Annotated in this window: 9 protein-coding genes and 5 pseudogenes; 6 read left to right on the top strand and 8 right to left on the bottom strand. The window is 59.2% G+C overall.

Translation table 11 applies throughout. The features are described 5' to 3' along the window. Positions 1-30: 30 nt before the first annotated feature. Together N7E01_RS12220 and N7E01_RS12215 are read right to left on the bottom strand one after the other, a co-directional pair. Positions 31-2,327: pseudogene (locus N7E01_RS12220) on the bottom strand (NADP-dependent malic enzyme). A 112-nt stretch (positions 2,328-2,439) separates the two neighbouring features. Next, the gene (locus N7E01_RS12215; RefSeq protein WP_289173072.1) at positions 2,440-3,288 is read right to left on the bottom strand and encodes a hypothetical protein; all 849 of its coding nucleotides are present in this window, start codon (positions 3,286-3,288) and stop codon (positions 2,440-2,442) included. A gap of 177 nt (positions 3,289-3,465) precedes the next feature. On the opposite strand from N7E01_RS12215, the gene N7E01_RS12210 reads away from it, so the two are divergent. Beyond that, on the top strand, positions 3,466-4,626 hold the full coding sequence (locus N7E01_RS12210) for a pyridoxal phosphate-dependent aminotransferase (protein ID WP_289173071.1): 1,161 nt from the start codon (positions 3,466-3,468) through the stop codon (positions 4,624-4,626). Between the two features lie 66 nt (positions 4,627-4,692). Here N7E01_RS12210 and N7E01_RS12205 read toward each other — a convergent pair whose 3' ends face one another. Beyond that, complete coding sequence (locus N7E01_RS12205) at positions 4,693-5,511, bottom strand: lytic transglycosylase domain-containing protein (RefSeq protein ID WP_289173070.1); 819 nt, start codon at positions 5,509-5,511, stop codon at positions 4,693-4,695. A gap of 24 nt (positions 5,512-5,535) precedes the next feature. Here N7E01_RS12205 and ubiD point away from each other — a divergent pair. Next, positions 5,536-7,074 (top strand): annotated as a pseudogene (ubiD, locus tag N7E01_RS12200) (4-hydroxy-3-polyprenylbenzoate decarboxylase). A gap of 229 nt (positions 7,075-7,303) precedes the next feature. On the opposite strand, the gene N7E01_RS12195 reads toward ubiD, so the two are convergent. From N7E01_RS12195 to dacB, 5 genes and pseudogenes are all read right to left on the bottom strand, one after another. Then, positions 7,304-7,546 carry a hypothetical protein gene (locus N7E01_RS12195; RefSeq protein WP_289173069.1) on the bottom strand — a complete coding sequence of 81 codons (243 nt, stop codon included), beginning with the start codon at positions 7,544-7,546 and terminating at the stop codon, positions 7,304-7,306. Further along, positions 7,543-7,967 (bottom strand): annotated as a pseudogene (locus N7E01_RS12190) (phage holin family protein). The gene N7E01_RS12195 and the pseudogene N7E01_RS12190 overlap by 4 nt, the downstream one beginning before the upstream one ends. 15 nt (positions 7,968-7,982) lie before the next feature. Next, complete coding sequence (locus N7E01_RS12185; RefSeq protein ID WP_289173068.1) at positions 7,983-8,297, bottom strand: ElaB/YgaM/YqjD family protein; 315 nt, start codon at positions 8,295-8,297, stop codon at positions 7,983-7,985. A 68-nt stretch (positions 8,298-8,365) separates the two neighbouring features. Beyond that, positions 8,366-9,004, bottom strand: a complete 639-nt coding sequence (upp, locus tag N7E01_RS12180) for a uracil phosphoribosyltransferase (RefSeq protein WP_289173067.1) — start codon at positions 9,002-9,004, stop codon at positions 8,366-8,368. A gap of 43 nt (positions 9,005-9,047) precedes the next feature. Continuing rightward, positions 9,048-10,499, bottom strand: a complete 1,452-nt coding sequence (gene dacB, locus N7E01_RS12175; protein WP_289173066.1) for a D-alanyl-D-alanine carboxypeptidase/D-alanyl-D-alanine endopeptidase — start codon at positions 10,497-10,499, stop codon at positions 9,048-9,050. Between the two features lie 149 nt (positions 10,500-10,648). On the opposite strand from dacB, the pseudogene queA reads away from it, so the two are divergent. The 4 genes and pseudogenes from queA to secD all read left to right on the top strand — a co-directional run bounded on the left by queA (position 10,649) and on the right by secD (position 15,159). Next, positions 10,649-11,693: pseudogene (queA, locus tag N7E01_RS12170) on the top strand (tRNA preQ1(34) S-adenosylmethionine ribosyltransferase-isomerase QueA). After that, the gene (gene tgt / locus N7E01_RS12165) at positions 11,690-12,826 is read left to right on the top strand and encodes a tRNA guanosine(34) transglycosylase Tgt (RefSeq protein WP_289173065.1); all 1,137 of its coding nucleotides are present in this window, start codon (positions 11,690-11,692) and stop codon (positions 12,824-12,826) included. Before queA ends, tgt begins: the two are co-directional and overlap by 4 nt. A 52-nt stretch (positions 12,827-12,878) precedes the next feature. Next, positions 12,879-13,220 carry a preprotein translocase subunit YajC gene (gene yajC / locus N7E01_RS12160; protein WP_289173064.1) on the top strand — a complete coding sequence of 114 codons (342 nt, stop codon included), beginning with the start codon at positions 12,879-12,881 and terminating at the stop codon, positions 13,218-13,220. Between the two features lie 70 nt (positions 13,221-13,290). Next, positions 13,291-15,159: pseudogene (gene secD, locus N7E01_RS18960) on the top strand (protein translocase subunit SecD). Positions 15,160-15,193 lie beyond the last annotated feature (34 nt).

The raw sequence follows: 15,193 nt of genomic DNA, 5'->3' as shown, positions 1-15,193 counted from the left end.
AGTGCGCCTCTGAAAAATAGACCAATCGCATTACCTGGCTATGTCTTTGGTGTTGGCGTCAACGACAGTCATGGCTGCCATATTGACGATGCGCCGCACCGTGGAACTGGATGTAAGAATGTGGACCGGTGCGTTGGCACCCAACAAAAACGGCCCGATCGCCACATTGCCACCTGCAGCGGTTTTCAGCAAGTTATAGGCAATATTTCCTGAGTCAACGTTGGGACAGATCAACAGATTGGCTGCACCCTTGAGCGTTGTGGAGGGCAGGATGCGTTCGCGCAAGGATTCGTCGAGGGCACAATCACCATGCATTTCGCCATCGACTTCAAGCACTGGATTGCGTTCGCGGACGATATCCAGCGCACGGCGCATTTTTGACCCTGATGCTGAACTGCCGGTACCGAAATTCGAACGCGACAGCAAGGCCACCTTGGGCTCGATATTGACGCGACGCATTTCCTCGGCAGCCATCAGGGTAATTTCGGCCACCTGTTCAGCGGTCGGATCATCATTGACGTGGGTATCGGCCAGGGCAACCGTGCGCTCGGACAGCAACAGAATGTTCATGGCGGCGTAGGTGTTGACCCCCGGCGCCTTGCCAATGACTTCATCGATGAAACGCAAGTGATCGGCATACGAACCCACCGTACCGCAGATAAGGCCATCGGCATCACCCATGCGCACCATCATGGCACCGATCAGGGTCAGGCGACGACGCATTTCGACACGCGCCATTTCTTTACTGACGCCACGACGGCACATCAGTTCCCAATAGGTTGTCCAGTAACTGTGGAAGCGCTCGTCAAAGTCAGGGTTGGTGACCTCGACATCGACACCCAGCTTCAAACGCAGGTTGAAGCGCTTGATACGGGCCTCAAGAACATCGGGGCGTCCGACCAGAATCGGCCTGGCAAGCTTTTCGTCAACAATGATCTGGACAGCGCGCAAAACGCGCTCATCTTCGCCCTCGGTAAAGACGATGCGCGCCTTGCCGCCGTCGCGCACCATGGCTTTGGCTGCCGAGAACAGCGGCTTCATGAAACCACCCGAACGGTACATGAACTGCTGCAGCTCTTCAGCGTAGGCATCAAAGTCTTCAATCGGGCGCGTGGCAACACCATCGTCCATAGCGGCTTTGGCAACGGCCGGCGCAATGCGCAGAATCAGGCGTGGGTCAAACGGTTTCGGAATCAGGTACTCACGGCCAAACGAAACGCCATACGTGCCATACGCCGCCGCAACCACGTCGTTTTGCTCTTCCTGGGCCAGTGCCGCAATGGCGTAGACGGCCGCCTTTTCCATGCCCCGGGTAATGGTGGTGGCACCGACATCGAGGGCGCCACGGAAAATATAGGGGAAGCACAGGACGTTGTTGACCTGGTTTGGATAATCGGAACGCCCGGTGGCCATGACCACATCGTCACGTACTGCGTGGGCGTCCTCTGGCAGGATTTCAGGATTCGGGTTGGCCAGGGCCAGAATGATGGGGTTGGGCGCCATGCGCGCCACCATCTCGGGCTTGAGCACGCCACCCGCCGACAGCCCCAGGAAAACATCAGCACCGCCAATCACGTCGCCCAGTTTACGGGCGTCGGTGTCTTGCGCATAACGTTCTTTTTCAGGGTCCATGAGTACGGTGCGGCCCTTGTAAACCACCCCTCGATGTCGGAAACCCAGATATTCGACACCGGCAACCCCAGGTCGACCATCAGCTCGAGACAGGCCAGCGCGGCAGCCCCGGCTCCGGAGACAACCACCTTGACCTGATCAATTTTTTTATTGACGACGCTGAGCGCACCAATGAACGCTGCCGCCACACAAATCGCTGTTCCGTGCTGGTCATCGTGAAACACCGGGATGCTCATGCGCTCGCGCAATTTGCGCTCGACGGTAAAGCATTCGGGCGCCTTGATGTCCTCAAGGTTGATACCGCCAAACGTTGGCTCAAGCCCCGCAATGATATCCACCAGCTTGTCAGGGTCTGACTCGTTGATTTCAATATCGAAAACGTCGATGCCGGCAAACTTCTTGAACAAAACCGCCTTGCCTTCCATGACGGGCTTGGACGCCAGCGCGCCAATGTTGCCCAGGCCCAGCACAGCGGTACCATTGGTAATGACACCGACCAGATTACCGCGGCTGGTGTAGCGACGGGCATTCTGGGGGTTGGCAACGATTTCTTCGCAGGCAGCCGCGACGCCAGGCGAGTACGCCAGCATCAAGTCACGCTGGTTGGAAAGCTGTTTGGTGGGTGTGACAGCGATTTTCCCGGGGCGGCCCTTCTCGTGGTACTCGAGGGCGGCTTTGCGGAGGTTTTCTTCCATGATAGATCTTTACCCGAATGAACGAACAACAGAGGGTAAACATTCTAGCCCCGGATTCACTGATCGGGGCGTTTCGAGCCGCATATTTACCGCAGGCGTCCGGAAATTACCGCTACCACCCGGAAAAATCAAAGATCCTGTCCGGGATGAGGAAAAATACCCCCGGATCGAACAGGCCTTTGACCTGAACATCGATGCCCTGCGCCGTATACCAGAGGTCTCCAGGTTGACCCGCCTGCCGACCCCAGCCCTGCAGGACTGGCGGCGTCACCGGGTCGGGTATCGACTCGAACACCATCCAGTCAATCCAGGCCAGATCGCCGCCATGACCCAGCAGCACATGCGAAAGGTTGACCACACGACCGGCCTCTGGCATCAAGGCATCAAGCCGATAGCGGCCTGGCCAATACCCGGCTTTTGCGCAATCACGCGCGGGAGCATCCGCCGCGAGGCGGAACAGACCCGGAACAAGATTCTGCAACGTCAGGTTTTCAAGCGGTTGGCGATTACCGGCCCCAAATGCACCCAACACCCCGGTTGACCCGTCGGCCAACAGGACTGACGCCAGCATCAACCCGGAACGCCAGGTCTGCCCGGTTGGCCAATTCATGAGCGTTCGGTCAGCCACGCAGGCCGCTACACTCAGGTAGCCCGGAAAATCATCAAACTGGCGCAACCCGGCCTGCTGCAGTTCACCCACCAGGCAACCCGGCTGCACAAACCAGAGATGAGGCGCATCGGGCATCGTCTGACATTGCCCTTGCGCCCGGCCCGGGTCGACCCTAAGCACCGACTGCCCCACAGGAAATGACGGGTAATCAATGCCATCGAGCACCAGCACCACACCATACCCGGCACACAATTCGCGGGCATGACGAACATCGGCCGGCCCACCCGCACACAAACGCCCTCGCCCGCAGCCGTCGTACTCGCCATCGTCATGAAACGTGCCGGCAATCACCCGCTGCAACCGCTGGCTGAATTGCCCCAGGCCGTCTGGGCTGGACGACGCCCGGTGAAAAAGGCGCGACGGGAAGATGACACCATGGCAAATTTCCTTTGTACCGCTTTATGAGATTTAATAACGACTTGATTGACCGACGCGCTGTCTGGACAGCGCCCATTGCAGAGACTCACCATGCCCACACTGGCCCAGCGCTGTGACGCCGTTTTGCCATTCTATGCCGTCGAATTGTTCAAACAAGCCAACGCACTTAACGCCCAGGGTCATGATGTGATCAGCCTGGGTATCGGCGAACCGGACTTTACCGCACCTGCACAGGTTGTGGAAACACTGAACCGGGCCTCGCATGCCGGGCTGTCCGCCTACACGCCCCCGCTGGGCCTGACCGCGCTGCGGGAGGCTGTTGCGCTCTACTACACCGAACACTTCAATGCGCCGGTTGATCCGGCCCGCGTCGTCATTACCGCAGGGGCTTCGGGTGCCTTGTTGCTGGCCACCATGGCCTTGATCAACCCCGGCGACGAGGTATTGCTGCCTGACCCTTCCTATCCGGCCAACCAGAATTTCGTCATCGCTGCCGGAGGCATTCCACGATTAATTCCATCAACGCCCGAAAAACGTTTTCAGCTGTCCGCTGAGGATGTGCGCAACCATTGGGGCCCCGCAACCCGCGGCGTTCTGGTGGCATCGCCCAGCAATCCGACCGGCACACGCATTTCAGCGGACGAGCTGGCGGCACTGATCGCCGAAGTGCGCAAACGTAATGGCTTCATCATCATGGATGAAATCTACCTTGGGCTGTACTACGGCGACCGACCGCAAAGCGCACTGGCCCTTGATGATGACATTGTCATCATCAACAGCTTTTCGAAATATTTTCACATGACCGGCTGGCGACTGGGCTGGATGATTGCCCCCGCCGCCATGATCCCGGCACTCGACAAGCTGGCCGCCAACCTGACGATCTGCGCGCCCAGCCTGGCCCAGCACGCCGCCCTGACCTGTTTTGAACCCGATGTACTGCACATTTATGAAAACCGGCGGCAATCTTTCGAGCAGCGCCTGAACTACCTGCTGCCCGAACTCGAAAAACTGGGTCTGCGCGTGCCGGTCAAGCCCGACGGCGCGTTTTACATTTATGCGGACATCCGCCAGCACAGCGCCGACAGCGACGCCTTTTCACAGCAGCTGCTGCACGAAGCACACGTAGCGGCCGTACCGGGCCGCGACTTCGGCCCGCACCATGCAAAGCATATGCTGCGGTTTTCGTATACCGTCGGGTTGAATCGTCTGGAAGAGGCCGTGCATCGCATGGCCCGGTTTATCGGCGCCTGACCCGCCGGCATTTCTGAAGGCACGGCTCGAACGCACTGAACCTGCAAACAGCCCCAGAAAACCCGGCTAGCGAATGGGAATGCCCGAGGCCAATGCAATGCGACGGCGCTCGGCCAGCACCTTGGCGCCGTAGCCACCGTCACCGGGGCCGGTCGCCCCGACATAACACGCCAGCCCGCCCTGAACTGAACCGCGTCGCTTGATGCAATCTCGCAAGATCTGGGAGCCCACCTGGATATTGGCCAGCGGGTTCAACGCCGCATCAGGGCCATCGGCAAACTGTTCGAATTTGTCTTTATGCACCCGGGTCATGACCTGCATCAACCCCTGGGCACCCACCGCACTCTCGGCGAAGGGGTTGTAACGGGACTCGATGGCAATAACAGCCAGCACCAATTGCGGGTCAAGTTCAAGCTCTTTGGCGACACGGAAAACATTCTGGATCAATACCCCGGCCGCTTTGTGGGCAATACGGTATTTACGTGCAATGTAGCTGCGCAAGGCCTGGCTTTGGGCGCGGCTGACGCCGGGCACCGCGAATGTATCAGTACCCGCCAGCACTTGCGAAAACGACTGATCGCCCACGCCTGGCGCCTCGGACGCTTCGCTTGGTGCCGTTTCGCCAGTGGGCAACAAACGGTCAGTCGAGAACAGGCGACCTCCGGCCAGAAGATCATCTTGCAAGGCCGCCGGCCGGAGACTGGCCAGCAATGCCGTATGAATTTCCCGGGTCTGCTCACGCAAGGCGGGCACCGTAATGCTGAGGGCAAAGGTTACCAGTACGGCAAGACCCAGATATACGGCGCACACGTGTACCAGCTCGCTGAGCTGATGACGTAAACTGTGAAACGCACGGCCAAGCGCCGCGCCCGAACCGATCTGCATTGTGGGCCTAGCCTGGAGAGTCTTTTGAAATATCGTGACTTACGCGACTTTATAACGCAACTCGAAGCCATTGGCGAACTCAAGCGCATCAAACCGGCGGTTTCAACCCGGCTTGAAATGACCGATATCAGCGACCGCGTTTTGCAAAAGCAGGGGCCGGCGCTGCTGTTCGAAAACACGGTCCACAATGATGCCCCCGCCAAAATGCCCGTACTCACCAATCTGTTCGGCACCCCCGCAGGGTGGCCCTGGGCATGGGTGCTGAAGATGTCAGCGCCTTGCGTGACATCGGTGAACTGCTGGCGTCGCTACGCGAACCCGAAGCCCCAAAAGGCCTGCGCGACGCCATTGCCAAGGTATCCATGCTGAAGTCCGCGCTCTGGGACATGAGCCCCAAGAACATCAAAAGCGCCCCCTGTCATGACATTGTCATCGAAGGCACTGATGTCGACCTGAACGACATCCCCTTGCAGCACTGCTGGCCGGGCGACGCTGCCCCCTGCTGACCTGGGGGCTGGTCATCACACGCGGGCCCAACGCAAAACGCCAGAATCTGGGCATTTACCGTCAACAGCTTATCGGACGCAACAAACTGATCATGCGCTGGCTGTCGCACCGCGGAGGTGCGCTCGACTTCCGCGACCACGCCCTGGCCAACCCGGGCAAGCCGTTCCCGATTGCCGTCGCGCTGGGTTGCGACCCGGCCACCATCCTGGGAGCCGTCACCCCCGTGCCCGACAGCCTGTCTGAATACCAGTTTGCCGGGCTGTTGCGCGGTTCCCGTACCGAACTGACCAAGGCCATCGGCAGCGACCTGTCGGTGCCGGCTTACGCTGAAATTGTGCTTGAAGGCCACATTCTGCCCGCCGATCACCCCGACGCCACCCCGTTGCAGGTGCCTGAGGGCGTATCCTCCTAAATCAAACACTTACGAAATGGCCCTGGAAGGCCCCTACGGCGACCATACCGGCTATTACAACGAACAAGACTGGTTCCCGGTCTTCACCGTCGAGCGCATCACCATGCGCCGCAACCCCACGTACCACAGCACCTACACCGGCAAGCCCCCGACGAACCTGCCGTGTTGGGTGTCGCCCTGAATGAGGTTTTTGTACCGCTGCTTAAACGCCAGCTGCCGGAAATCGTTGACTTTTACCTGCCCCCGAAGGGTGCAGCTACCGACTGGCTGTCGTCTCCATCCGCAAGCAATACCCCGGTCACGCCAAACGGGTCATGTTCGGGCTCTGGAGCGTTCTGCGTCAGTTCATGTACACAAAATTCATCATTGTGGTCGACGAGGACATCAACACCCGCAACTGGCAAGAAGTGGTCTGGGCCATGACCACCCGCATGGACCCGGTACGGGATACCGTGCTGGTCGAAAATACGCCCATTGACTATCTGGATTTTGCCTCACCGGTATCGGGCCTGGGCGGCAAAATGGGGCTGGACGCCACCAACAAATGGGACGGCGAGACGCAACGCGAATGGGGCACCCCCATTACGATGGATGCCGAGGTACGCAAGCGCGTTGACGCCTTGTGGGAAACGCTGGGGCTCTAAGCCGACCCCGGCACCGGCCTGAACTTTCCGTCAGGAAGGTTGGGCGGATACGTCTTGGCAGCGTTTGACGCTAACCCTGCCAAGGCGTTCTGCACGTACGTCTACTCTGTACCCGTGTTTTTTTCACGGCGTGCCAGACGCAGAGCCTGCCAGCCCAGCGCAACACCCACCACAACCCTAAGCACACGACGGCTTGCGCGCCCGCGCTTCGCGCCGGAAAACAACCCCGTCAATGTTGACAGCAAGAAAGGATAACGCGCCAGCAAACCCGCCCCTGAAGCAGCGTGTCAGAGGTGCTGCCAGTAGTCAAACCCGCAGGCAACATGCTTTTGACAAGATTGCCAGGCGCAAGATCATTGGCCAGCTGACCTGAATACTTGCGCAGATTCTGACGTTCGATCGCGGCCCGGGCACGCAACAGTTCAAGGCGTAATTCTCGAGACTGCGCACGCGATAATTTACCTGCCATCAACCCGGCTCCTTGTCTGAACGGATATCAGCGTGCATACGGGCTGACCCGGCCGGTTCACGCAACCGCTCGAATAAAGCGGCATCGCGACGCAGTTCATCAAGGGTTGCCGCAAATGGCACCGGATCATTGACCAGGGCCTGACGAACGGCCCAGAACAGACCGCCCCCAGCAACGCATAGACCAGGGCCAGAACACCCAAGGCCAGATACCGATGGTCGGTAGGCCAAAAATAAAGGGCCACCAATAATGTAAAAACGAAGATAGCCAGCGACAGGCAAATCAACCCGCCAAACGCCATCGCCAGCAGGCGCACCATGCGGGCACGCTGTTCGGCTGCCTCGAGAGAGAACAATTCCAGACGGGTGCGAAGCGCAGACAGCGCGGTCGCACCCAGATCGCTGACGGACTGGCGTAAGGCCATACGTTAACCGTTGACTTAACGACGGCTGATCAGCATGCCAATAAGCAAGCCGGTCAGGCCTGCCAAGCCAATGGCTTGCCAAGGTTTGTCATGCACATACTCATCGGTAGCCCGAGCCGCACGGCGACCTTTTTCGAGCATCGCGTCTTGCGTGTCGTACAAGGCCAGGCGGGTACGGCGCAACGATTCGAGTGCACGCTCGCGCATTTGCACCGCCTTGTCACCGGTAAGCTCGGCCGCCTCACGTAACAGACGCTCGGCGTCATCAAGACTTTCTTTCACTTCTTCGATGAAATTCTCTTCCTGCGCCTTAAGATCTTTATCAGCCATGGGGATCTCCTGTGAGCTGTTTAAGTGGTCAACTTCGATACTACCGCAATCAGACGCCGCACAACACCCTAATCCTCTTTCTGGCGGGTTCCGAAAATGCGGTCGCCCGCATCACCCAGGCCCGGAATGATGTAACCGTCTTCATTCAGGTGACTGTCGATGGACGCTGTGTAAATATGCACATCGGGATGAGCCGACTCGACGGCCTGGATACCCTCTGGGGCTGCCACCAGCACCAGGGCGCGGATATTGACCGCCCCGGCCTTCTTGAGCATGTCGATAGTGGCAACCATAGACCCGCCTGTCGCCAGCATCGGGTCGACGATCAGGGCCAGACGCTGCTCAAGCGAGCCCGCCAGCCGTTCCAGATAGGTTTGCGCCTGCAGGGTTTCTTCGTTGCGGGCAATACCGACAGCACTTACCTTGGCACCCGGCACCAGCGTCAACACCCCGTCGAGCATGCCAATACCGGCACGCAGGATAGGCACCACGGTGACTTTCTTGCCCGCCAGCTTCTCGACATCCATTGCACCGCACCACCCCTGGATGGTGTGGGGCTCGAGCGGCAGATCTTTGGTCGCTTCGTAGGTCAGCAAGGCAGCGATTTCCTGCGACATTTCACGGAAGTTCTTGGTACTGAGGTCAGCACGGCGCATCAGGCCCAGTTTGTGGCGGATCAGCGGGTGACGGATTTCATGTATGGGCATGGAGTTTTCCTGCGGTGGAATAATGAAGTGGCAACGCGAGCCATCAGCGCTCGGAGAGCCAGGAAATAAGCGCATCGTCGAACGCACGAATAGCGGTAGAGCGCTCACCGTTGGCAATACTGACCATCAGGTAACGACGACCGCTGGCACCCAGCACGTACCCCGCAACGGCACGAACATCACGCAAGGTACCCGTTTTAAGATGTGCGCGGCCACGGGCCTCGTCGGAACGTAACCGGCGCCGTACGGTGCCATCGACTCCGACAATCGCCAGGGATGAAATGAACTCCGGCATCATGGGCGAATTCCAGGCGGCATTCAGCATGCTGGCCAGGCCAGAGGCTGTAAGGCGGGCATCTCGTGACAACCCAGCCCCGTTATCAATGGCCCACCCCCGCGTGTCCACGCTCTGCGTTTGCAAGATGCGCAGGGCGGCCTGGGCCCCGGTCTGTGCCGTTGCTCCGCGCCCGACCTCTTCGGCCCCCAGCGTCAGCAGTAACAACCTCGCCATGACGTTGTTACTGAACTTGTTGACGTGCCGGATCATGTCAGACAACGATTCGGAGTCGTGCCAGGCCACCAGCGTGGCACGTGCCGGTGTCACCCCGTCGCGGACCCCTTTGGCCAGCGTCCCGCCCAGCTCTCCCCAGATCTGGCGAAACACGGTTTCAAAATGCTGGGGTTGGGAAAGGGCCAGCCGATAGACACTGAATTCACCGCAGGACCCGGCTGCCGTGCCTGACACTTGAATGGTTGCTCCGCCGCCCCCAGCAATAACAGCGGTGCTGACGGACGGCGACCCCGGACACGTCTGATCGCTCCAGAGGACTTCACCAGCTACACGGATGTTTCGTGAAGGAGGGTCAATAACCGGCACCCATTTCCGGGCCACCGGATCGGGCTGAAAGGACAGCCGCACCGCCCCCAGCCCAACCACCAGGGCATCAGGGCTGGCGTTGTAAGGACGGTCTGCAGCACCATCAAATGCACCGGTATCAATCGCAACCGGACCAAACACCGAACGGTCGACAACGACTTCAGACAAATTCTTGATGCCTCGCAAACGCAACTCGCGCAGCAGCGACCATAATTCTTGAACACTGAGCAGCGGATCACCGGCCGCTTTGAGATAAAGCGGCCCCTTCAGGCCGCCCTGTGCATCGGGCCGGCCATCGCCGTCGGCATAAAACGCAGTACGCCAACGGTACTCGGGCCCCAACCCCGACAGGGCCGCCCAGGTCGTGACCATTTTCATGACTGACGCCGGATTGCGGGGCTGATCGGCATTGATGGCCACCAGTCGGGGGCCGTTGAGCTCTTGCACCACGATGGACACTTCATTTTCAGACAGACGGGTTGCACGCCACGCCTGTTGCAGTTCGGGAGGCAAACCTTGTGCAAGCGTCGCACCAGACGCGAGAGCCGCAACGGCGGCCACAAAACCTGTCGACACCACCCAACGACGCATGCGCCCCAACCCTACCCCGAAATTCATGCAAAACACCTTTGGCAAACCCACCTGAAATAACCCCGCGAAACGCTAGCATACCGAAAAGCGCCCATAACAGGGTGCGCCCTGCAATTTTGACACAAGCACTTAAAATAGCGGGTTGACTCCTTAAAACGCTGTGGCTGAATTTTCACGTGAACCCCGACCTGCAACTGTCCGATTTCGATTACGACCTTCCAGCCGACCTTATTGCCCAAAAGCCGGCGGCCCAGCGCACGGCCAGCCGGTTGCTGCACCTTGACGACCACAGCCGTCTGCACGACCGCCAGTTCACCGATCTGCCGGGCCTGCTGCGTCCGAACGACCTTCTGGTGTTCAACAACACCCGGGTCATCAAAGCTCGCCTGCTGGGCCATAAGGCCAGCGGCGGCAAGGTGGAACTGCTGATCGAGCGCCTGCTTGACCAGCGCAAGGCGCTGGCGCACATCAAGGCCAGCAAATCACCCAAACCCGGGACTGTGCTGCACATCAATGATGATCTGGCACTGACTGTCACCGGGCGCGACGATGCCTTGTTCGAAGTTGAATTCCCTGACGATGCCCTGTCGCTGCTCGAGCAGCACGGGTCAACGCCGCTCCCCCTACATTGAACACTCACCCGACGCCGAAGACGACGCCCGTTACCAGACCGTCTACGCGCAGTCTCCCGGTGCAGTCGCTGCGCCAACCGCAGGGCTGCACTTCGATGAGGCCATGCTGAACCATCTGGCTGGCATGGGCATCGAACAATGTTTCGTCACGCTTCACGTCGGAGCGGGTACGTTTCAACCCGTCCGGGTCGACACGCTCAGCGAACATAAAATGCATTTCGAACGCTTCAGTGTCGGTGCAGAGGTCATTGCCAAAATCCGTACCGCCCGTGAACGTGGCGGCCGGGTGGTTGCGGTCGGCACCACCAGCGTTCGCTCACTTGAGTCGGCGGCTGCACTGCTGTCCGCCGGAAAGGATGAAAACAGCCTGAGCGGCGACACCAACCTGTTCATCACGCCCGGCTATCCATTCCGGCTGGTTGACGCCCTGATCACCAATTTCCACTTGCCCAAGTCGACGCTCATGATGCTGGTGTCGGCCTTGGCCGGCATGACGCCGATCCGGCAAGCCTATGCCCATGCGGTCGCCCAGCGCTACCGTTTTTTCAGTTATGGCGATGCCATGTTTATCGAAAGCCCCAACCCATGACCGGTCTTGATTTCAAACTGCTTAAAACCGACGGCGCTGCACGCCGCGGCCAGATGACACTGAACCACGGCGTCGTCCAGACACCCATTTTCATGCCGGTAGGTACCTACGGCAGCGTCAAAGCCATGCTCCCGCATGAGCTCGAACAGATCGGCGCCCAGATCGTACTGGGCAACACGTTTCACTTATGGCTGCGTCCCGGCACCGAAATCATGGAAAAGCACGGCGGCTTGCACGGTTTCATGCAGTGGAACAAGCCCATCCTGACTGATTCGGGCGGGTTTCAGGTGTTCAGCCTGAATGGTTTGCGCAAAATCACCGAAGAAGGGGTGAAATTTGCCTCTCCCATCGATGGCGCACGCCTGTTCCTGACGCCGGAAGAATCCATGCGCATCCAGCGCTCATTGAATTCAGACATCGCCATGGTGTTTGATGAATGCACCCCCTACGCGATTGACGGGCGCCCCGCCACAGCCGAAGAAGCCGCGAAATCGATGCGCATGTCACTGCGCTGGGCCAAACGGTCACGCGATGCCTTCGATGCACTTGAAAACCCCAATGCCCTGTTCGGCATTGTGCAAGGCGGCATGTATGAATCATTGCGCGACGAATCGCTGGCCGGCCTGACCGACATCGGCTTTCATGGCTATGCGATTGGCGGTCTGTCGGTGGGCGAACCCAAAGAAGACATGTTGCGCATTCTCGGCCACGTCGCCCCGCGATTGCCTGCCAACGCCCCCCGTTACCTGATGGGCGTCGGAACCCCGGAAGACCTGGTCGAGGGCGTCAGCAAGGGCATTGACATGTTCGATTGCGTCATGCCTACGCGCAACGCCCGCAACGGCTGGTTGTTCACCCGGTTTGGCGACATCAAGATCCGTAACGCCCGCTACCGCGACGACACCCGTCCACTGGACCCCAGCTGCGACTGCCACACCTGCAGCCATTTCTCGCGCGCCTACCTGCATCACCTGCAGAAATCGAATGAAATCACCGGCTCACGCCTGAATACCTTGCACAATCTGCACTTTTACCTGAAGATCATGGCCGAAATGCGCGAGGCCATTGAAGCAGGCACGTTTGCCCAGTGGAAGGCCCAGTTCCATGAAGATCGCGCCCGCGGCATCAGTTAGACAGATGTCGCTACAATAGAAAATTAACCCAGAAAAATTCAGGAGCTATTGAATGTCCGCCCTTGACACCGTTACACACATTATTGCCCAAGCCCCGGCCGAGGGTAATGCCCTGATGGGGATGCTGCCCATCATCCTGATGTTCGTCATCTTGTACTTCCTGATGATCCGTCCCCAGATGAAACGTCAGAAAGAGCATCGCAATATGGTCGCCAACCTGGCCAAGGGCGACGAAGTCATCACCTCCGGCGGCATTCTGGGCAAAGTCACCAAAGTGGCCGAAAGCTACATCACGGTCGAAGTCTCCGACCTGGCCGACAAGCCTGTCGAGGTCGTCTTCCAGCGCACAGCCGTCAGCGCCGTTCTGCCCAAGGGCACCATCAAGTCGCTGTAATCTGGCTTGCTTCCGGCCCCGGCACCTGCAATCCGCCGGGGCTTTTTCCTGCGTTCAAGATCAACCTGCCATGAATCGTTATCCTCTCTGGAAGTATCTGACCGTACTGGTCGCCGTCATCATCGGGCTCATCTACACCTTGCCCAATTTTTTCGGCGAATCGCCGGCCGTGCAGATTGCCGGGGCGAAAACATCGGTCAAGGTTGACTACACCACGCTGCAACGGGCCCAAACCCTGCTGCAAGAGCAGAACATTACGCCTACCGGCGCGTTTTTGAACAGAACGGCCCGGTTGGTACCGTACGCATCCGCTTTGACTCGCCTGACATTCAGCTGAAAGCCAAAGATGTCATTGAAAAGGCGTTTAACCCCGACCCAGCCGACCCGGGCTACACCGTCGCACTGAACCTGCTGCCGGCCTCACCCACCTGGCTGACCGCACTGGGAGCCCACCCGATGTATCTGGGTCTCGACCTGCGGGGCGGGGTGCACTTCCTGCTGCAGGTTGACATGCAAGGGGCCTTGACCGGCCGTTACGACACCATGTCGAACGATGTACGCACCATCCTGCGCGAAAACCGTATTGAAACCGGCGGGGTTGAACGCGACGGGCTGTCTATCGTGGCGCGCTTCAGCGACGCCGCCGCCCGGGACGCCGCCATCGCCGCGCTGCGCAGCCGTCTGCCCGAACTGGCCTTCACCCCCGCCACTTCAGGCGCCAACGAAGTCTTTACGGCACGCCTGACAGAATCCGCCGTTACCGACGTTCAAACCAACGCACTTAAACAAAATATCACCACCCTGCATAACCGCATCAACGAGCTTGGCGTCGCCGAGCCGGTGATCCAGCAACAGGGTGCCGACCGTATTGTGGTCCAGTTGCCCGGCGTGCAAGATGTAGCCAAGGCCAAAGAGATCCTCGGACGTACGGCCACGCTTGAAATCCGCATGGTCGACGACTCCCAGTGCCGCTCAGACGGCACTGGCAGCCGGCACAGTTCCATTCGGTCTTGAGCGCTATGAAGATGCCGACGGTCGCCCCTTGCTGTTGCGCCGCCAGGTGATCCTGACCGGGGAAAACCTGCAGGATGCCCAGCCCGGGCGCGACCAGCAAACCCAGCAACCTTCGGTCAACCTGACCCTGGATGCCAAGGGCGCACGGATTTTCCGCGATGTCACCCGCGACAACATCAACAAGCGCATGGCCATTCTGCTGTTTGAAAAAGGTAAAGGCCAGGTTGTCACCGCACCCGTCATTCGCAGTGAAATTCCTGGTGGCCAGGTGCAAATTACCGGCAGCATGTCGGCCCAGGAGGCCGCTGACGTCTCCTTGCTGCTGCGCGCCGGCTCACTGGCTGCGCCAATGAACATCATTGAAGAACGCACCATCGGGCCAAGCCTGGGTGCCGAAAACATCCAGATGGGTTTTTACTCCACGCTGTACGGGTTCATCGCACTGGCCCTGTTCATCATTATGTACTACCGCCTGTTCGGCGTGTTCTCGACGCTTGGGCTGACCTTCAACGTTCTGCTGCTGTTTGCCGCACTGTCAATGCTGCAAGCCACGCTGACGCTGCCCGGTATCGCCGCTATTGCCCTTACGCTGGGCATGGCCATCGACTCCAACGTCCTGATCAACGAGCGTATTCGTGAAGAACTGCGGGCTGGTGTAGCCCCCCAGCAGGCCATCACACTGGGTTTCGAACGCGCGTGGGCCACCATTCTTGACTCCAACCTGACCACGCTTATTGTCGGCCTGGCATTGCTGGCGTTTGGCAGCGGCCCCGTGCGGGGTTTTGCCGTCGTCCACTGCCTGGGCATTCTGACCTCGATGTTCTCCTCGGTGGTCGGGGTACGTGCCATCGTCAACCTCTGGTATGGCCGCAAGCGCAAGCTGCAGTCGATTTCTATTGGCCAGATCTGGAAACCCAAAGACTAAGCCCGGCAACCGGCAATCAACGTATCAGGCATCA

The organism is Neopusillimonas aromaticivorans (genome assembly GCF_030344915.1).
In the GTDB taxonomy this organism is placed as follows: Bacteria; Pseudomonadota; Gammaproteobacteria; order Burkholderiales; family Burkholderiaceae_B; genus Neopusillimonas; species Neopusillimonas aromaticivorans.
This window is presented reverse-complemented; position numbering and strand designations above follow the sequence as displayed.